Origin of the sequence: Dactylosporangium sp. NPDC000521 (assembly GCF_042898305.1) — a bacterium.
In the GTDB taxonomy this organism is placed as follows: Bacteria; Actinomycetota; Actinomycetes; order Mycobacteriales; family Micromonosporaceae; genus Dactylosporangium.
Genome location: NZ_JBIAYW010000021.1, coordinates 136,936 through 155,051 on the forward strand (window position 1 = coordinate 136,936; position 18,116 = coordinate 155,051).

Sequence of the window (18,116 nt, forward strand, 5' to 3'; positions counted from 1 at the left end):
GACGGGACGCCAGTCGTCGCAGAAAATAGTATCGCCCATTCTGCGGATTTGAAGTCCGCTCGGTTTCAAATAGGCACGATCACCGATCGTGTCGGACCAATTACGACCCGGGTGCGCCGCTGTGCATGGCCCTGGCATCGGCGAGACTCTACCCATGGCGAACACTTCCACACCCGTTTGGGGTGACCTGCTCATCGGTCAGTTGGCGTTCTACTGGGACGCGCATCTGCGGCCCAGGCTGGAAGGGCTCACCGACGAGGAATACTTCTGGGAACCGGTGCCGGGCTGCCTGTCGGTCCGCCCCGACCCCGCCGGGAATTACCGCGTCGAGCCCGGCAGCCGCGACGCGGACCCGTCGCCGGTGACGACCATCGCATGGCGCATGATGCACATCGCCGTCGGTTGTTTCGTGACCCGGAGCAGCACGTTCTTCGGCGACGGAAGCGCCGGCGACGGCGCCGACATGTTCGACCCGCGGCACGTGCCGGCGGACCTGCCGCACACCGCGAAGGATGCCGTCGCGTTCCTGGACGCCAGTTACCGCGAGTGGCACGGGCACGTTTCCGCGCTCGGCGAGGCCGCGCTGAGCGCACCTTTGGGACCGAAGGGCGCCTATTTCTCCGCGGGGCCGATGGCCGCCCTGATCGCACACGTCAACCGCGAGACGATGCACCACGGCGGCGAGATCGGGGTGCTGCGGGACCTGTTCCGGGCGACCGGCGCGACCCGGCGCACCGACCGGCTCGCCGCGACGAGTTCATGACATTGATCCAGGACCCGGTCTGGAAGACTTCCCGGCATGTCGACGATCGATGGACTTCTTTCCGTCCGGGCTGTGCTACGCGCGCAGCACCTTGACCGGGACACGCTCGACCAGTTGACCCTGGCCGGGCTGCGGGACGCGCTCGGACACGCTCGCGCCCGCGTCCCGGCCTACGGCGGCGACCGGTACGACATCGGCACCCCACGCGACTTCGCCGACTTCACGCGCCTGCCCATGCTGCGCAAGACCGACGTGCTCGCGCTCGGTGAGGACCGGTTCCGCGACCCGGCCTTCGCCCGCGACGCCGTCACCGTCCACACCACCAGCGGCACCAGCGGGCAGATCCTCGAGGCGTGGCACGACCCCGCCAACTACGCCCACGACCGTGCCTGCAACATCCGCCGCTTCGCGGCCACCGGTGGGCGCTACCGGCCCTGGTCGCGCCTGGTGCACTTCAAGCCGTTCCCGCTCGACACCGCGTGGTACCAGAAGCTCGGCGTCTTCCGCCGCTCCGTCGTGCTCAGCGCGCTGCCGGTCCGCGCCCGGGTCGAGCACCTGGTGCGCGAGCGCCCGCACGCCGTCATCGGGTATCCGGTGATGCTCCGCGACCTGCTGCGCGGCATGCGCCCCGACGAGCTCGCGACGCTGCGCCGCACGCTGCGCGCCGTCTTCACCGAGTCGGAGCTGCTGACCCCGGAGGTCCGCCACCAGCTCACGTCGGGCTTCGGCGTGCCGGTCTTCAACGAGTACTCCGCCTACGAGCTCATGCACATCGCGTACGACTGCGCCGAGGGCGAGCTGCACATCGCCGAGGACCGCGTCCACGTCGAGATCGTCGACCCCGACGGCCACCCCGTCCCCGACGGCACCGAAGGCCACGTGGTCGTCACCGGCTGGCGCGAGCGCGCCATGCCGCTGCTGCGGTACTGGCTCGGCGACCGCGCCACCCGCCACGCCGCTCGCTGCGCGTGCGGCAGGACCTTCGCCCGCCTGCACCTGACCAAGGGCCGCGCCGACGACTACGTCGTCCTCCCCGACGGCGAGCGCATCTACGCCGGCACCTTCATCGGCATGGCCATCAGCACCCCCGGCGTCGCCGAGTGCATGGTCCGCCAGGACTCCGCCGGCAACATCACCGTCTTCCTCATCCCCGACGGCCGCGCCGACCGCGGCTTCGACGACCTCGCCCGCGATGCCCGTGCCTGGCTGCACGCCACCGCCGGCCGCCCCTTCGACCTCACCGTCCGCCGAGCCGACGCCCTGGAGCTCACCGCCGGCGGCAAGGGCCGCTTCGTCGTCTCAGAGTTCCAGCGATGACCGTTGCCGTTGAGTGCTCTTTGGCGCTCATGCGGCTGCCCTGTCTTGCGGCAGGGCGGTCCCGGTCTGACCTGCTGACACGGTGCCGGGTTGACGCTTCTTCGCCTCCTGCCCACCGGGGTGGGTCTTCTGGTTGGCTCCACGTCCAGCCGCCGAGCCACTCCCGGCGGGATCCAGGCCCGCCGCCACGAGGGCGGCGAGATTACGCGCGGCGTTCAGATCCCGGTCCAGGCTGAGGCCGCAGGTGGTGCAACAGTAGGTGCGCTCGCGCAGGAGGAGTTTGGCTTTCACAGCCCCACAACCCGAGCAGGTCCTCGACGAGGGATACCAGCGGTCGGCCACGATCAGCCGCCCGTCGTGCCACGTCGTCTTTTACGCCAGCAGCCGGCGGATCTCGCTGAACCCGGCGTCGGCGATGTGCCTGGCGAGGCGCCGGTTGGTCAGCATCCCAGCCACGTTGAGGTCCTCGACCACGATCGTCGCGTGCGTGGCCGCGAGGCGGGTGGTGAGTTTGTGCAGCACGTCCCGGCGCAGGTTCGCCACCCGCGCATGCGCCTTGCCGAGCCGGGCGACGCAGCGCCGCCAACGTTTCGACGGCTGCCGCCGGGTGCGCCGGTCCGGTCCGTGCTTGCGGGACAGCGCCCGGCCCAGCGCGCGGAGCCGGGCCTGCGCGGCGTCCAGATGGCGCGGGTTCGGCACGAGTTCCCCGGTGGACAGCACCGCGAGATGACTGACGCCGACGTCCACCCCGACCACCGAGCCCGGCGCAGCGGAGGCGCGAACGGTCCGCTCGACCTCCACCGTGAACGCCACGAACCGTCGGCCGGCGTCGCGGCGTACCGTCGCGGACATGATCCGCGCCGTGCCCGCTTCCACACGCCGAGCCAGTTTGCGTGCGGACTCGTGCAGTTTGAGCCGGCCCAGCCGTGGCAGCACCACATGCCGGCGATCCGGCTCCACCCGGATCGCACCCGTGGTGAACCGCACCGACGGTGTGCTGCGGTGCTTCGACTTGAACCGGGGGAACCCGACCGGCCGGCCCGCACGAGTGCCCTTGCGCGAGTCGTTCCAGTTCTTCAGTCCCCGGGCGAGCGCATCCAAACCGGTGTTGAACGCTTCCTTCGCCACCTCCGGCCACCACGGCGCCACCGTGTTCTTGACCGCATTCCAGTCCCGGCGCAACGCCGGCAACGACCAACCCGACGACGGCGTCAACAGCTCCTCGGGCACACCGTACGAGCGCTCCGCCACGCGCTGGGCGAGCACAGCCTTCACCCGGGCCAGCGACCAGTTGTACGCGACTCGCGCAGCACCAGCATGCGCCAGCACCGCCCGCTCCTGCGACGGGGTAAGGTCCAGCGCGAACCGGTACGCCTGCACCGTCTTCACACCCCACCACCCCCTCCCAGACTCGTTCGCGACCAGTATGCGCAACGGATACGACACTTTTCTGCCGCCCAAGGCACGACAAGCCTCACCAAAGCGCACCCGCGAGTATCAAAGCGCACTCAACCTGCAGTAGTTACTTCGACCTGAAAAAGTAGTTCAGGCGGTGGCAGCCGTTGGATCGAGGTTGGCGGCGCGGCGGCGGTGTCTATGCCGTCATGGCCGCTGCATTGCCGATCCGCCTCATGCCCCGATGGTCTCGTTCCTTGTGGCCGGACGATCGATCGATACCGGGTAGCGGACGCGGTACCGTGATTTCGTGCGTCCGAACGGCTATCGCGTCGGTGTCGACTTCGGCACCTCAACAACGGCCGCGGTGATGGCGTGGCCGGACGGGCGCGTCAAGCCGCTCCTGTTCGACGCGACACCACTGTTGCCTTCCGCTGTGCTCGCCAATTCGGAAGGTGGGCTGCTCGTCGGCCGTGACGCGGTCCATGCCGCCCTCGCGGCGCCAGCGCAGTTCGAGCCGCATCCGAAGCGCCGTATCGACGAGGGCCGCGTGCTGCTGGGGGAACGGGCCGTTGCAGTGCAGGACCTTATCGCCGCTGTGCTTCGGCGAGTCGTGTATGAGGCCCGCCGGGTCGCAGGCACCGAGCCGGCTGGCGTCGTGCTGACGTACCCGGCCGTATGGGGCGCACGCCGCAGGGGGCTGCTCAGCGCCGCTGCAGCCGCGGCAGGGCTGCCACGCGCAAGCCTGGTCCCTGAGCCGGTCGCAGCGGCCGCCTACTTCGTCAGCGTGCACGGCGCCCAGGTACCAGCAGGGGCGCCGGTGATGGTCTACGACTTCGGCGGCGGGACGTTCGACGCCACCGTCGTGCGCCGCCGCAATGACCTGGGGTTTGAGGTATTCGCTACGCGCGGGCTCGACGATGCGGGCGGACTGGACATCGACGCCGCCATCATCGCGCAATTGGGCTCTGTGTTCGCCACCCGTGATGCGGTCCGTTGGCAGCGGCTCACCCGGCCGGACACCACGGCGGACCGCCGTGCCGCGATGCAGCTGTGGGACCATGTCCGCACCGCCAAAGAGGCGTTGTCACGGACAAGCTCGACGGTGGTACACGTGCCGTTGTTTGACGACGATGCGCCGCTCGGCCGCGAGCAACTCGACCAGTTGGCGACCCCGGTCGTGGACCGCACGATCTCCGTGGCCCGCTCGGTGCTGCGAGATGCTGGCCTGGAGCCGAGCCAGGTGGCGACGGTGTTCCTCGTCGGCGGGTCGAGCCGGCTGCCGCTCGCGGCGTCGCTGCTGCACCGCCGGCTGGGCGTAACACCAACGGTGCTGGAGCAGCCGGAGTTGGTCGTGGCCGAGGGCAGTCTGCACGCGGCCGTGAACCACAGCACCGCCGCCGAGGACACACCGCCGAAGCCCGCCACGCGGTGGGCGCCAGCACTGCCGCCAACACCCACCTACCCGACTCCTTCGGCCCCGATGCCCGCAGTCCCAATATCCCCGGGCCCGACTGCGGCAACTCGCATACCGCCCACGACGACGCCCGCAGCTTCCGTCGTGCCGGCCCGGATGGTCACGCCCACGACGCCACCCTCGGCCTCCATGCCCATAACGGCTAAGCGGCCGGTCTGGACCCCGCCACCCGTACAGCAAGCTGCCGCAGTGTCGCCACCGTCGCGCAGGCGCCGCCGCATCGCGCTGCTCACGGCCCTCGCGATTGCCGTTCTCGTCGCGGCCGTCGGTGTCGGCGGCTTTGGCTACGCCCGGTCGAGGTACTACGTGGGTGTCAGCGACGACGGGTACGCTGCGGCGTTCCAAGGACTTCGGACCGGCGTCGCTGGTTGGCGTCCACACTGGGAAATCCTGCTGAGCCCCTGCGAGCTCGTCGCCTTCGCACCGGACGTGCAGGAGGAACTCCGCCGCGGCATCGACGTGGCCTCCGAAGCTCAAGCGGGCGACAGACTCAGTAGTCTGGCACTGGACGCCGTCCGTGCCAACAGAGCCAAGAAAGCGAGCAGCACTCCCGAGACTCCCACACCGCAGTCCATACCTCTCGTCAACTCCAGGGTGGCTCGGCCGAAGCCCCTGCCAGGGGGGTGCCGCTGAGTTGGCAATGCATCAGTAGCTGATCCGTGATGCGCGTCTGCGCTTCAGAAATCACCTAAGCCTCGATCCTTGGATCGGATTCGTCTGTGAGGTTGGGGTAGCGGGTGGCGCGTGGTGGCGGCGTTCGCGGCGGCTTGGTCTGCTTGTGGGGCTTGGGTTTCAGGTGTTGGCGGCAGCGAGGACGGTGATCTTGGTGAGGTTGTGGGCCAGCACGCCGTAGCCGCACCAGATTCGGGCGCCGGACAGGCCGTCGAGGCGGGTGCGGTCCCAGTCGTAGCGGTGTTTGAGGTGGCTGATCCGTCCTTCACAGCCGGTTCGCCACTTGACCATTCGCCCGAAGCCGGGTTGTCGCTCGTGGGCTTGGCGGGCGGTGCCAGGCTTGCCTTTACGCGGAATCGCCACGGTTTTCACGCCGGCGTCGTGTAGATCCTGTTCGACACCGGCCTCGCCGTAGCCGCGGTCCGCGGCCACCGCACGCGGCGGCCGGCCGGTGCGGTCGGTGATCCGCTCGATGACGGGTGCCAACTGCGGGGCGTCCGCCGGGTTGCCCTCCTCGACGTTGTGGTCCAGGACGATGCCGTCCTCATTGTCGATGACCGGCGCCTTGTAGCCGAACTCGACAGGTTTACCGAGGCGGCACTTGGCGATCGGGCGGGCGTCCGGGTCGTGCAGACTCACCAGGCGGGTTGCCGAGTCGGGCGTACCGCCGGCCAGCCGGATCCGCGCCTGGGTGATCACGCGGTCGGTGCGCTCGATGATGACCGCCAGCTCGTTGACGGCGCGACGCAGCCGGCCCCTGGCCTGACCGGTCACCCGGGCCAGGCCACGGCGGGCGTTGCGCAGCACCACCCGGGCCTCGACGGCGCTGCGGCGGGCCAGCCCGGCCAGTTCGGCGGTGATCCGGGTGACGGTGGCCTGCGCCTCTTCGCGGGCCTGCGCGCCGCGCAGCCGCAGGTGCGCCGCGATTGAGCGGACCCGCCGTCCTGCCGCGCGGGTGCGGTCCCGAAACGGGGTGCGTGGCGCGGCGCCGACCGCCCGGATCCGGCGCACGAGACCGGACATGCGGCGCACCGCCCGGGCCAGCAGCCCGGTGCCGGTGGGGTAGTCAACATTCGCCGACACCACGGTGGTGTCGGCGCGGACCTTGCCCGTCTTCACCACCCCCGCTTCGACCGCCGTAGCCAGGAGTTGCTCGTTGAGCTCGGCCACCGCGTGTTCACCGCACCGGGTGGTGATCTTTATCAGGGTGGTCGGGTGCGGGACTCGGCCGTCGATGTTGATGCTGCAGAACCGGCGCCACGAGATCGAGTCGGAGACCTCGGCGCACAGCGACTCATAGCCGAGCCGGTAGCGATGCTTGAGGAACATCAGCCGCAGGTAGGTCTCCATCGGCACGCTCGGCCGGCCCATCCGAGCCGAGAAGTGCGGCACGAACGGGGCAAAGAACCGCTCGTCGTCCAGCCACGCATCGACCCGCTCCAGCTCCGCAGGCAACCGTAGGCACACCTCCGGCAGCACCGACTCCCACAACGACGGCTGGATGTTCCACGTCCGCAGCATGACCGCAATCCCTTGCGCGCCAACGACTTCCTGTCAACTCTCATTGTGATAGCCAGGCGTATCCGGCACAGCCGGACACGCCTACAACCGTCGATCTACTTTTTCAGGTTGAAGCAGATGACGACCCCCTCGACTGCCTGCACAGCCCGGGCGACCGCCTGCGGACCCGCTCCGAGGCGCTCGAACGCCTGCACCACTGGACGACCGACTGGGACCGCCACGGTCTCGGCTACTGGACCGTGCTGACCGCGCCGGCCTCCGCACCACCGGCGCTGGTCGGCTTCTGCGGGCTCAAAATCATGCCGCTGCTCGGCGAACCGGCACTGAACCTGTTCTACCGTCTCGCACCCACCGCCTGGCACCAGGGCTACGCCACCGAGGCCGCGGCGGCGGCTGTCGCGTGGGCCGCCCGGCACCGCCCGGACCTGCCCCTGGTGGCCCGGGTCCGCCCCGACAACCTGGCGTCCCAGCGGGTCGCCACCAGAATCGGCCTGCACCGCGCCCCCCACCTGGACCACGGCGGCGAAGACGGCCCCGACCTGCCCTACCAGGCCACCCACCCGCGACCACCGTCGCGTTGTTCCAAGGGCCGATCCGGTCGTGCCGGCAGCCAGATCCGTCCTTCATCAACACCGACGACGCGCCGGGCAAGCGGGACTCAGATCCGGTCTGGTCGGCCGGATCAGGCGAGTTCGCGGGTCAGGCCGTCACGGCGGCGTGCTGGGTGACGAGGTGGGCGCCGAGGTCGGACTTCAGCTCGGACATACCCTTGCCGAGGATCATGCCGCGCGCCCCGCGGTCGACGACGCGTTCCACGAGGCGGCGGAACAGGTCGAAGTACAGGTGGCGCCGGCCGCCGTCCTCGACGGGCAGCGCGCCCCACGACAGCCAGACCGGCCAGGCCGGGTCGTCCAGGATCGTCGCGGCGCCGAGGAGCCGGCCGGTGGTGTCGCGGTACGCCACGACGCACACGTCGTCACGGCCGGCCACCGCCTCCTGCCAGACCTCCGAGCGGGGGCCGCTGCGCAGCTCGACGGCGCCGGCCGCGTGCTTGGCGAAGTTGAGCCGGGCCAGGTGGGCGAGCTCCGCCGGGGCGACCACCTCACCGACCCTGCCCGTGCACACCCGCAGGTCGGGGTCGCGGGCGACGAGCCGCTGGGTGCGGCGCACGCTCGCCCGGCGCTTCTGGCCCAGGCCGGCGAGCCACGCGTCGACCGACTCCGGCGCGTCGAGCACAGCGAGCGGCTCGGTGTGCCTGGTGTACCGCGGCCGCGGCAGCCACGCGTCGTCGTCCTCGCCGAGCTGCCGCCACAGCACACCCCGGACGCCCGGCCCGAGGGTCCGCCGGGCCGCGCGCCGGAACGCCCGCACCAGCGGCACCCGTGCGTCCACTGTGGACGGCGCGAACCAGAATCCGGGCACCGCGCTGCTCTGCGGCGCCTGCACGTGCAGGTAGCCGAGCCGCGGAAACCCGTGCCCGGACACACGGCGGCGCAGAGGAACCACCGACGCGGCGACCAGTCCCACCGGTCCCTCCACATCGGACAGCACCGCGAGCAGCATCGGGTCGCCGCCGGAGCGCACCCCGGCCCGCATGACCGGCCACGCCCAGTTGGCGCGCAGGCCGGCGCGGGCACGCAGGGCGTCCCAGCCCGCGGGCTCCGGGTCGGTGGCCGGGTCGTGCACGTCGACTGTCAGGCCTTCCCTGATCGCTGTCACATCTACCATCTTCATCCCCCGTGCGGAGCTGTGCGACGCCACCGGCCGCTGAGGCCGGCGTCGAGGCTGAGGGCGCTCGCTCCCGCGGACAGCAGCAGCGCGGCCATGGCCCCGGAGGAGGCGGCAGGCGGGACCAGTACAGCTGCCGAAACCGCGACGACGACGAGCCCGACGGCCGCGGCGGCCGCGGTGAGGCGGGGCGACCGGCCGTCGGTGTTCTCCACCAGGTAGCCGGCGTAGGCAACCAGCGCGAAGAGCGGCGTCTCCAGGCAGGTGAGGAGGGCGAGCAGCAGCGTGCCCGGCTCCAGGAGCACCAGCAGCGGCAGGCCGGCCAGGCACAGCAGCACCGCGAGCCGCAGGAGCCGCCGGGCCTTCGCCCGTCCCGCCCGGCCGGCGGGCCCGCGCAGCCGCAGCGAGGTCACGGGTTGGCGGAGGCGCAGCAGGTACGTGAGGGCCGCCGAACAGAAGCCCGACGCGGTCACGGCGACGTAGAAGGGGCCGCTCTCGGTGCCGTGACCGGCGATGCGCAGGGCCAGGTAGCACACGGCGAGGCAGAGGCCGGCGATCAGCTCGGGCAGGCCGAGCAGGACGCAGGTCCGCAGCACCAGCCAGGCGACCCGGCGGCGCCGCACGGCGGGCACGACGCCCCGGGCACCCACCGACCAGCCGGACGGCAGGCGCCACAGCAGGATCGCGGCGGCGGTGAGCGCCGCCGACGCCAGCATGGTGAGCTGCCACAGCGGCGGCCACGCGAAGTGGAACGTGACGGCGGACGAGGTCAGCAGCGCGCCGGTCATCGCGGCGAACGTGACCACGTCGGTGCGCGGGTGGCCGCGCACCCGGTGCAGGCCGACCGCGAGCTGCAGCAGCCCGAGCGCGGCGGACCACAGCAGCGCGGCGGCGACCACGCGGAGGTGGCCGCTGCCCGAGAGGATGGCGGCGACGAACGCGACCGCGGAGACCGAGACCGGCACCGCGGCGACCCGCAGCACGACCCCGGCCACGAGCGCGCCGAGGCGGCGGGTGCGCGGCACCAGCTTGAGGGCGGCCTTCTCGCCGCTGGCGGCGACGAACACCGTCCATGCCGACACGCCGACGGCGCCGGCGTAGTCGGCGAAGCGGGCCGCGCCCCACGGCACGGCGAGCACCAGCGGCGCGAGCTGGCCGGTCGCCCGGAACGCGCCGCGGCCGGCGAACAGCGCCAGCATCATCCCGCCGCCAGGGGCGGCGGTGCGCGGCCCGGCCTCCGGTGCGAGCAGGGTCATGACCGGTCGGCGAGCGTGCCACCGCCGCGCGCGGCGTCAGCACCGGACGGCGGGCCCACCAGGCGGCGCGGGGACGGCCAGCACAGCACCGCGACCGCCGCGACGAGGTGGGCGGCGATGAAGATGTACGCCTCCGTGCGACTCGCCACATGGCCGAGCCGGACCGTCATGTGGTCGGCCCAGTCCCACCGCTGCGGCACCGACTGCCCGCGCCACAGCCAGAACGACAGGTCCTCCAGCCCCGACAGCATGACGAGGATGCTCGCGTAGCAGATCCGGCGCACGGTCGCCGCAGCCGAGCCGCCCAGCCGCTGGTGCAGCGCGAACGCGAGGATCAGCAGCGGCGCGAGCACGCGGACCAGCGAGTAGAAGCCCTCGAAGTCGTCCGCGATGACCCGGTCGAACATGCGCGGGACGAAGCCGCAGAACACGGCCGCGAACGTGAGGACCCCGACGACCTCGGGCAGCCGCCACCGGCGCAGCCACACCGGGTCCAGCGCGGCGATGGTCTCTGCGGCGAGGACGAAGGGCAGCAGGTACGCCAGAAACAGCCACAGCGAGTCGAGCTGCTTGCCGGCTGGGGCGAGCGCCACCAGCAGCACCCCGGAGACCAGCGTGGCGGCGACGAGGCCGAAGAAGCGCTTCACGGCCGCACCTCGAAACGCACGGTCGACAGCAGCCGGTCGGCGGCGGCGCGCAGTTGCGCGGGGGTGTCGGCGGTCAGCAGGGCGTAGCCGAGCTTGCTGGTGAGGTCGATGGTGGAGGTGACGGCACGGCCGGGCTCGGCCAGCAGCGCGATCCTGAGCACCTCCGGCCAGGAGCGGGCCTCGTCGACGCCGTGGATCGCGGCGAGCGTACCGGTGTCAGACGCGTTCAGCAGTTGCACCATCACCGGGTGCGGCATCCCGGCGGGCGGGACCGGTGGCAGCGGCGCGCCGACCGCGACGCTGATCGACGCCTCGATCGGGTCGACGCCGTAGCCGTGCCTGGCGAGCTCGCCGAGTGGGTCGCCGCCGGTGCGCGCGCCCATCTCGATGAGCCGGGGCCGGCCGCCGGCGTCGACGACGAGGTCGAGGTTGAGCGGGCCGCGGAGGTACCCGAGCCGGGCGCAGATCGCGTCGACGTCGGCGACGAGCGCCTCGCGGGTGCCGTCGGGGACGTCGGCGGGCAGCATGTGTGCGGTGGTGGTCGCCTGCGGCGGCGGGGTGAGCCGGCGTTCGGTGAGGGCCATGAAGACGACCCGGCCGCCGTCGATGACGCACTCGCAGCCGCAGTGCTGCCCCTGGACCTCTTCCTCGATGACGATCCCGGCACCGTACGAGAAGCGCACCGCCTCGGCGATCGCGGCGTCCACTGTGGATTCGTCGGGGCAGCGGGTCACGCCGCGGCTGCTCTGCGCGTCGGCGGGCTTGACCACGAGCGGGAACCGCAGGCCCGCGCCGCGCCAGTCGGTGCCGTCGACCCAGCGGTACCCGGGCAGGCCGAGCTCGTCGCAGACGGCGCGGAAGCGGCGCTTGTCCACCGACGCCGCGACGGTCTCCTCGGTGAGGCCGCACGGCAGCCCGAACCGTTCGGCGAGCGCGAGCTGCGTCGGCAGCGCGATGTCGCTGCTGGGGGCGAGGACGCCGGCGATGTCGGTGCGCCGGCGCAGGATCCCGCTGAGGGCGGCGACGTCGCGGGTGCTGACGGGCAGCAGCTCGTCGGCGAGGGCGACGGCCGGCGCGGTGTCGCGCAGGTCGACGGCGACCGTCCGGAACCCGAGGGCCCGGGCGGTGCGGTAGGTCGCCATCGCACCGTCGGCGGCACCCAGGATCAGCAGGCTCTTCATGCGGCGTCTCCACGCTGTACGGGGATGTGCAGCGCCGCTCTGGCGCCGGGGAACAGCTCGTCGGCGGCGTCGACCGGGATCGACGCCTCGCGGATGTAGAACATGGCGGGGCGCGGCTGCGCGTCGGCGACGAGCACCGTGTAGCGGAGCGTGACGGCGGCGCCGGCGAGCGCGACGCACTCGGCGAGCAGCGCGCCGCCGATCGCGGCCGCGGCGCCGATCCAGCCGGCGAACGCGGCGGCCGCCAGCCCGGCCGTCACGAGCGCGGCGAGCAGCAGCACGATCGCGACCCAGTGCACGGCGCGGCGGGAGAAGGCGACGTACAGCTCCAGTGCGTGCCCGATGAGCCGCCCGAGGCGGAACTTCGACGTGCCGCGGGTGCGCTGCCGGTGCTCGACCGGCACGGTCGCGATCCTCGACGTGAGCAGCGGCACGGTGGCCAGGAAGTACGGCGTGCCGAGGCGCAGCTCGACGACCCGCCGGGCGAGCTCGGTGCGCAGCACCCGGAACGTGGTCGCGCCGGGTGGGATGCGGACGCGCAGCCGCCGGCCGAGCCAGTGGTAGCAGGCGGCGCCCCACCGGCGGTGCCACGGGTCGTGCCGGGTGCGCCGCACGCCGAACACGGCGTCGAAGCCCTCCAGGGCCCGCTCCACCAGCGCGTGCACCTCGGCGGGCGGGAACTGCAGGTCGGCGTCGAGGTGCACGAGCCACGGCTTCCGCGCGTACTTGTAGCCGGCCGAGAACGCCGCCTCGAAGCCGAAGTTGCGGCTGAACGACAGGTACTGGACTCGGTCGTCGGCGGCGGCGAGCCGCTGGATCTCGGCGAGGGTGCCGTCGCCGCTGCCGTCGTCGACGAAGAGGATCTCCAGGTCGTAGCCGCCGAGCGCGGCCACGATCTCGGCATGGGTCTGCGCGACGCTGTCCGCCTCGTCGTAGCAGGGCACGACGGCGGTGAGGCCTAACGGGTGCATGGGACCGGCGGGGTTCAGCGGGCGGCGAGCGCGAGCGGCTCGGGGGCGGTCCAGTGCTCGCCCTGGGTGGCGATGAACCAGTCGACGGTGCGCTCCAGGCCCGTTTCGAGGGACACGAGGCCGGCGGGGTCGACGCCGACGGCGCGCAGCGTCTCGGCGTCGGCGCTGACGACGGCGCCGGCCTGCTCGCCGGGGCGCATCGGCAGGTCCACGATCTCGACCCGCGGGTAGCCCTTGCGCTCGCACTGGTCGATGACGATCTCGGCGACGCGGCGGATCGTGGTCGACGAGACGGGGCCGCACTCCACCACGTGGTCCAGGACGGTGCCGGCCTCGGCGGCCTCGAACGCGGAGACGAGCGCCTTGGCGACGTCGCCGACCCACACCATGTCGGAGACCTGGTGGCCACCGCCGTAGAGCTCGACCGGCATCCCGCACAGCGCGCGGCAGACGACCGCCGGGGTGATCTTGCGGACCTTGCCGGGTCCGAACGGCGCGGCGGCGAGCTGGCGCGGCCCGTACGCGTTGACGGCGCGCACCACGTTGACCCGGCTGCCGCGGTCGGCGTTGAACATCGACACGAACCGCTCGACGGCGGTCTTGGAGATGGAGTAGCTGTTGTTCATCCAGTGGTTGCCGACCCCGATGTAGACGCCCGGCAGCTGGTACTGGGTGACCGCCTCGAGGAAGTTCAGCCCGCCGACGAGGTTCGTCTCGGCGGCCGGGCGCGGGTTCAGGATCGTCTCCTGGGTGCCGAGCACGGCGGCGAGGTGGATGATGCCGTCGCAGTGGGCGGCGAGCTCGACCATGGCGGTCGCGTCGCGGATGTCACCGAGCATCGTCTCGCGCCCGGGTGCCTCGGGACCGCGCCGGGCGTGCGCGTGGTGATCGAATACCAGCGCCTCGTGCCCTCTCGCCTCGATCTCCTCGCAGACGTACCGCCCGATAAAGCCATTACCCCCGGTCACGCCGATCTTCATTGGCCGTTTCCTATTCACTCGATGGGCGGGTCCTCGCCCACGGCAGGCTTCGGCGGCTCCCGCCACGGGGTGGTGCCCCATCTCGGAACGCCGTTGAACAGCACAAACACGATGAGGACAGCGATCTTCGTCCCGAGTGATCTCGTCCTTACGCCGCGGTCGCAATCTACCTTCCAAGCGCCAGTGATCACAGTGCGAGAAGAAAGATTTATTGACTTCGCCGTATGTGAGGCATCGTTTTGCCGACGTTGTCCACGATCTGACGGAATTTACGTGAAGCGATGGCGTTTGCGCGCCTCGACCGGCCCGCGCCGGACCGCCGCGTCCCGCCGGATCGCTGTGATCCCTGGCAAAACCCTGGCAAACGCTCCGCCCCACCGGGAGGTGGTCGAAGTTGAGCCCGCCGGGCCGATCGGTGCCCGGCTGCATGGCACCACGGACGGAGCACACGTGACCTCGATCAACGGCATCAGCGGCATCTCGGGCTCGTACGCCAGCCAGCGGGCGGCGCTGCGACCCCCGCCGCCGCCGAAGGACAACCAGGACCCGATGAGTGCGGTGACCAAGGCGCTCGGCCTGTCGGGCGACCAGCTGAAGGCCAAGCTGGACAGCGGACAGAGCCTGTCGGAGGTGGCGGAGGAGCAGGGCGTCTCGCACGACGACCTGATCGCCGCGATCAAGGCCGGCAAGCCGGCGAGCGCGGCCACCGCGGTCTCCGCGTCCGTCGAGCAGGACGACGACGCCGTCGCCGAGCGGATCGCCGCGCAGAAGGGCACGCCCGGCCCGCCGCCCGGCGGCCCCCGCGGCGGCGCCGCCGGCCTGTCGGACGACGCGAAGCTGCAACAGCTCAGCACCCTGCTGGAGACCGACAGCGAGTCCCTGCGCGGCAGCAGCGCCACCGACGTCGTGAAACGCATGCAGGACAAGGGCATCGACCTGTCCCGGCTCCGCTCCGTCCTCAACGGCGGCGACCTGGTCGACTACGCCGCCTGACCGCCAACTCCCAACAGCAGCCGCTCGGTGAGATCCATCAGCCGGGCGGCTGCGCCGGCGTCCAGGGTCGGAAAGTCCGGCGGGAGCTTCTTGTCGCGGTCGACCGCGGTCAGCGCGTCCGCCGGCGGCCCGTCGACGAATCCGTGGATCGGCGTGACCGAGGCGGCCACCGGCCGGGCCGCCAGCGACGCGACCGCGAGCAGCCCCCGGACCACCGGCGGCAGGCCCGAGCGGTCGCCGCTGCGGGTGAACCCCGGGTGATACAGCACGTAGCGGGCGCGGCTGCCGGACCGCTCCGCGAAGCCGGCACCGAGCAGGTCGTTGGCGCGACCGGCCTGCAGCTGCGCCCGTACCGTGGAGTAGCCGGTCGACAGCTGCGGATCGGCCCACTGCACGGCACCCTTGGTGACCCCCACGCCGGCGACGTTGACGATCACCGGCCGGGCCGCCCGGTCCAGCGCCGGACGGAGGCCGAAGCTCAGCAGGTACCGGCTGACGTAGTACAGCGCGAAGGTCCGCTCGAACCCGTCGGCGGTCACCTCGCGCCGCGCCGACACGGCGTTGGCGAACAGCGCGAGGGCGTCCACCACCGGATGCGCGGCAAGGACCTCCTCGACCACCCGCCGGCTCTCCGCGACGCTGCTCAGGTCGGCGGGCAGGAACGTGATCGCGCCGCCCGCCATCGCCTCACCGCGCTCCCGGCTGCGACCGACCACCACCACCGTGTCGCCGCGCTCGGCACGCCCGAGGGCGAACGCGCGTCCCATGCCGTTCGTGCCGCCGGTGACCACGACCACGCCCATCTCCGCCCCCACTACGGTTGGTTGCTGACGGGCTCATCCTCGGCGGGCCGGCCGGGGCGGCGGAAGAAGGCACTGTGATGTCCACTGCGCACACCGACGTACCCGCCTCGCTGCGGGACCACGCACTCCCGGTGCCGGTGCCGAGCGGCGAATACGAACGATGCCCGGTCACCGAGCTGCTGCGGCGGCTCGGCGACAAGTGGACGCTGGTGGTGCTGTCGTTGCTGGCGCGGCGGCCGTTCCGCTTCAACGAGCTGCACCGCGCGGTCGAAGGCATCAGCCAGCGGATGCTGACGCGGACGCTGCGCACGCTGGAGGCCGACGGGCTCGTCGAGCGCGAGGTGTTCGCGACCCTGCCGCCGAGCGTCGAATACCGGCTGACCCCGCTCGGTGCCAGCCTTCTGGAGCCGCTGTCGGCCCTCGCCGCATGGGCGGTGCGCAACAGCTCCGCACCGCAGTCAGGAAGCTGACCGCCACGTCGCTCCAATTCGCGGTAACGTGCATACCGTGAATACGCCAGCCCGTCCGTACCGGCAGCGCGCCAGGGCCGAGTCCGCCTCCGGCAACACCGAGCGGATCCTGACCGCGGCCCTCGAACTGTTCGTGGAGCGGCCGTTCGAGCAGGTGACCCTCGCCGCGGTCGCCGAGCGGGCCGGGGTCGGCCTGCAGACCGTGATCCGGCGGGTCGGCACCAAGGACGGCCTGGTCGAGGCGGTCGGCGCCTGGGTCGCCCCGCAGGTCGCGGCCGACCTCGGTGCACCGCCCGGGCCCGACCCGGACCTCGTCGCGGCCGCGTTCCGGCGGCACTACAGCCGGTGGGCGCTGCTGCTGGAGCGCAACCTCGCCCAGGAGGACAGCTCGCCGGCATTGAAGGCCAACGCCGAAGGCGGCCGGGTCGCGCACCGCGGCTGGCTCGCCGCCGCCTTCCCGGGCCTCGATCCCCGCACGTTCAGCCGGCTCGTCGGCGTCACCGGCGTCGAGCTGTGGCTGGTCCTCACCAAGCACGAAGGTCTCAGCGTCGAGGACGCCGAGGCGACCGTCGCGCTGCTCATCCGATCCGTCATCTCAGCCGATAAAGGACAACCATCATGAACCGATACCTGGTCTACACCCCGCCCGCCGCCGGGCACGTCTTCCCGCTCGTGCCGGGGCTGCTGCGCCTCCGGGAGCGCGGCTACGCCGTGCACGTGCGGACCGCGCCGGAGCTCGTCGACCGGCTGCGGGCCGAGGGCCTGGACGCCGAACCCGTCGACGAGCGGATCACCGCGTCGGTCCGCCGGCCCGGCGGTCCCGACGGCGTCGACGGCATGGCCGACCTGTTCGCCCGCGGCGCGTGGGAGGCCGAGGACCTGCGCCGGGCGGTCGCCGAGGTCGCACCGACCGCGCTGCTGGTCGACACCAACACCTACGGCGCCGCGACCGCCGCCCAGGCGACCGGGCTGCCCTGGGCGATCACCGTGCCGTCGATCCTCGCCATGCAGGGCAAGGGGATCCCGCCGTACGGCATCGGCCTCGCACCGAAGCGCGGCCCGCTCGGCGCGGTCCGGGACGCGATGCTGTGGAAGGTCGTCGAGCGGGTGTTCGGCAAGAACATGCTGCCGGGCCTCAACACGCTGCGCGTCGCCGAGGGACTTCCCGTGCTGCGCAGCCCGCTGGAGTACTACCGGCTCCCCGACCGGCTCATCGTGCTCACCGGCGCGCCGCTCGAGTACCCGCGCACCGACCTGCCCGCGCACGTCCGCATGGTGGGCGGGCAGGTGTGGGACCCGCCCGCCTCGACCCCGGACTGGCTGCTCGAGCCCGGCGACCCGTGGGTCCTGGTGACCTGCTCCACCCACTACCTGGGCGACGAGGACCTCGCCGTCAAGGCCGTGGAGGCGTTGCGGGACAAGCCGGTCCGCGTGCTGGTGACGCTCGCCGACGCGTACGCCTCCCGGACCCTGCCGACCGCGGCCAATGTGCGGGTCGAGCGGTTCGTCCCCCACGGGCCCGTGCTGCGGCACGCCGCCGCGGTGGTGTGCCCCGCCGGCATGGGGATCGTCACGAAGGCCGTCGCCGCGGGTGTACCGGTCGTCGCCGTCCCCTGGGGGCGGGACCAGCCGGAGGTCGCCCGGCGGGTACAGCAGGCCGGCACCGGCGTGATCCTGCCCGCGAAGCGGCTCACCTCCGCCCGGCTCGCCGCGGCCGTCGACACGGCGCTGGGGCTGCGCGACCGGGCCCGCACGGTGGCGGCCGGCGTCGACCCCGCCCGGGCGGCGGAGCGGTTCGCCGACGCCGCCGAGGAGGTCGCCGTGCAGCGGCCGCAGCCGGCGGTCTAAGCCTCGATCCACCGCTGATCTTGCTGGTGGTGGTTTGTGATGGCTGTTGATTGATGGTGGCTGATGGTCGGGTTGGTGGGCGTGGTTGTGCTGC

General features: G+C 72.1%; 17 protein-coding genes and 1 pseudogene. 8 read left to right on the forward strand and 10 right to left on the reverse strand.

The window, feature by feature from the left end; all coding sequences use genetic code 11:
- The first annotated feature begins 154 nt into the window (after positions 1–154).
- Together ACFY3L_RS43555 and ACFY3L_RS43560 are read left to right on the forward strand one after the other, a co-directional pair.
- Positions 155–763 (forward strand): DinB family protein, encoded by a 609-nt coding sequence (locus ACFY3L_RS43555; RefSeq protein WP_389338817.1) that lies wholly within the window; start codon positions 155–157, stop codon positions 761–763.
- Positions 764–799: 36 nt separating this feature from the next.
- A complete protein-coding gene (locus ACFY3L_RS43560) occupies positions 800–2,080 on the forward strand; it encodes a phenylacetate--CoA ligase family protein (protein ID WP_389338820.1) in 1,281 nt (426 codons plus the stop codon).
- 27 nt (positions 2,081–2,107) lie between these two features.
- On the opposite strand, the pseudogene ACFY3L_RS43565 reads toward ACFY3L_RS43560, so the two are convergent.
- Together ACFY3L_RS43565 and tnpB are read right to left on the reverse strand one after the other, a co-directional pair.
- A pseudogene (locus tag ACFY3L_RS43565) lies at positions 2,108–2,437 on the reverse strand (zinc ribbon domain-containing protein); the annotation flags it as partial.
- Positions 2,438–2,452: 15 nt separating this feature from the next.
- Positions 2,453–3,568, reverse strand: a complete 1,116-nt coding sequence (gene tnpB, locus ACFY3L_RS43570) for an IS607 family element RNA-guided endonuclease TnpB (RefSeq protein WP_389338823.1) — start codon at positions 3,566–3,568, stop codon at positions 2,453–2,455.
- A gap of 217 nt (positions 3,569–3,785) precedes the next feature.
- Here tnpB and ACFY3L_RS43575 point away from each other — a divergent pair, with 217 nt between their 5' ends.
- Positions 3,786–5,585 (forward strand): Hsp70 family protein, encoded by a 1,800-nt coding sequence (locus tag ACFY3L_RS43575; protein WP_389338826.1) that lies wholly within the window; start codon positions 3,786–3,788, stop codon positions 5,583–5,585.
- Positions 5,586–5,744: 159 nt separating this feature from the next.
- On the opposite strand, the gene ACFY3L_RS43580 is transcribed toward ACFY3L_RS43575, so the two are convergent.
- Positions 5,745–7,145, reverse strand: a complete 1,401-nt coding sequence (locus tag ACFY3L_RS43580) for an ISNCY family transposase (protein ID WP_389338829.1) — start codon at positions 7,143–7,145, stop codon at positions 5,745–5,747.
- 158 nt (positions 7,146–7,303) lie between these two features.
- On the opposite strand from ACFY3L_RS43580, the gene ACFY3L_RS43585 reads away from it, so the two are divergent.
- Positions 7,304–7,873: a GNAT family N-acetyltransferase gene (locus ACFY3L_RS43585; RefSeq protein ID WP_389338895.1), complete on the forward strand. Its 570-nt coding sequence runs from the start codon at positions 7,304–7,306 to the stop codon at positions 7,871–7,873.
- Here the strand turns inward: ACFY3L_RS43585 and ACFY3L_RS43590 are convergent.
- From ACFY3L_RS43590 to ACFY3L_RS43615, 6 genes are read right to left on the reverse strand one after another with little or no spacing between them, the layout of a single operon-like run.
- Complete coding sequence (locus ACFY3L_RS43590; protein ID WP_389338832.1) at positions 7,845–8,864, reverse strand: hypothetical protein; 1,020 nt, start codon at positions 8,862–8,864, stop codon at positions 7,845–7,847. The two genes, ACFY3L_RS43585 and ACFY3L_RS43590, sit on opposite strands and share 29 nt — an antisense overlap.
- 11 nt (positions 8,865–8,875) lie before the next feature.
- The gene (locus tag ACFY3L_RS43595) at positions 8,876–10,129 is read right to left on the reverse strand and encodes a hypothetical protein (RefSeq protein WP_389338835.1); all 1,254 of its coding nucleotides are present in this window, start codon (positions 10,127–10,129) and stop codon (positions 8,876–8,878) included.
- The gene (locus ACFY3L_RS43600; protein ID WP_389338838.1) at positions 10,126–10,776 is read right to left on the reverse strand and encodes a hypothetical protein; all 651 of its coding nucleotides are present in this window, start codon (positions 10,774–10,776) and stop codon (positions 10,126–10,128) included. Before ACFY3L_RS43600 ends, ACFY3L_RS43595 begins: the two co-directional genes overlap by 4 nt.
- On the reverse strand, positions 10,773–11,957 hold the full coding sequence (locus tag ACFY3L_RS43605) for an ATP-grasp domain-containing protein (protein WP_389338841.1): 1,185 nt from the start codon (positions 11,955–11,957) through the stop codon (positions 10,773–10,775). The genes ACFY3L_RS43600 and ACFY3L_RS43605 overlap by 4 nt, the downstream gene beginning before the upstream one ends.
- On the reverse strand, positions 11,954–12,928 hold the full coding sequence (locus ACFY3L_RS43610) for a glycosyltransferase family 2 protein (RefSeq protein WP_389338844.1): 975 nt from the start codon (positions 12,926–12,928) through the stop codon (positions 11,954–11,956). The genes ACFY3L_RS43605 and ACFY3L_RS43610 overlap by 4 nt, the downstream gene beginning before the upstream one ends.
- Before the next feature lie 14 nt (positions 12,929–12,942).
- Positions 12,943–13,896 carry an NAD-dependent epimerase/dehydratase family protein gene (locus tag ACFY3L_RS43615; protein ID WP_389338847.1) on the reverse strand — a complete coding sequence of 318 codons (954 nt, stop codon included), beginning with the start codon at positions 13,894–13,896 and terminating at the stop codon, positions 12,943–12,945.
- A gap of 462 nt (positions 13,897–14,358) precedes the next feature.
- Between ACFY3L_RS43615 and ACFY3L_RS43620 the strand changes: the two genes are divergently transcribed.
- On the forward strand, positions 14,359–14,901 hold the full coding sequence (locus tag ACFY3L_RS43620) for a hypothetical protein (RefSeq protein WP_389338850.1): 543 nt from the start codon (positions 14,359–14,361) through the stop codon (positions 14,899–14,901).
- On the opposite strand, the gene ACFY3L_RS43625 is transcribed toward ACFY3L_RS43620, so the two are convergent.
- The gene (locus ACFY3L_RS43625) at positions 14,889–15,704 is read right to left on the reverse strand and encodes an SDR family NAD(P)-dependent oxidoreductase (protein WP_389338853.1); all 816 of its coding nucleotides are present in this window, start codon (positions 15,702–15,704) and stop codon (positions 14,889–14,891) included. The genes ACFY3L_RS43620 and ACFY3L_RS43625 overlap by 13 nt on opposite strands.
- Positions 15,705–15,781: 77 nt before the next feature.
- On the opposite strand from ACFY3L_RS43625, the gene ACFY3L_RS43630 reads away from it, so the two are divergent.
- The 3 genes from ACFY3L_RS43630 to ACFY3L_RS43640 are packed head-to-tail and all read left to right on the forward strand — an operon-like array spanning position 15,782 to position 18,022.
- A complete protein-coding gene (locus tag ACFY3L_RS43630) occupies positions 15,782–16,174 on the forward strand; it encodes a winged helix-turn-helix transcriptional regulator (protein WP_389338856.1) in 393 nt (130 codons plus the stop codon).
- Positions 16,175–16,211: 37 nt separating this feature from the next.
- Positions 16,212–16,796, forward strand: a complete 585-nt coding sequence (locus tag ACFY3L_RS43635) for a TetR/AcrR family transcriptional regulator (RefSeq protein WP_389338859.1) — start codon at positions 16,212–16,214, stop codon at positions 16,794–16,796.
- Entirely contained in the window at positions 16,793–18,022 is a 1,230-nt protein-coding gene (locus ACFY3L_RS43640; RefSeq protein ID WP_389338862.1) for a nucleotide disphospho-sugar-binding domain-containing protein, read from the forward strand. The genes ACFY3L_RS43635 and ACFY3L_RS43640 overlap by 4 nt, the downstream gene beginning before the upstream one ends.
- Positions 18,023–18,116 lie beyond the last annotated feature (94 nt).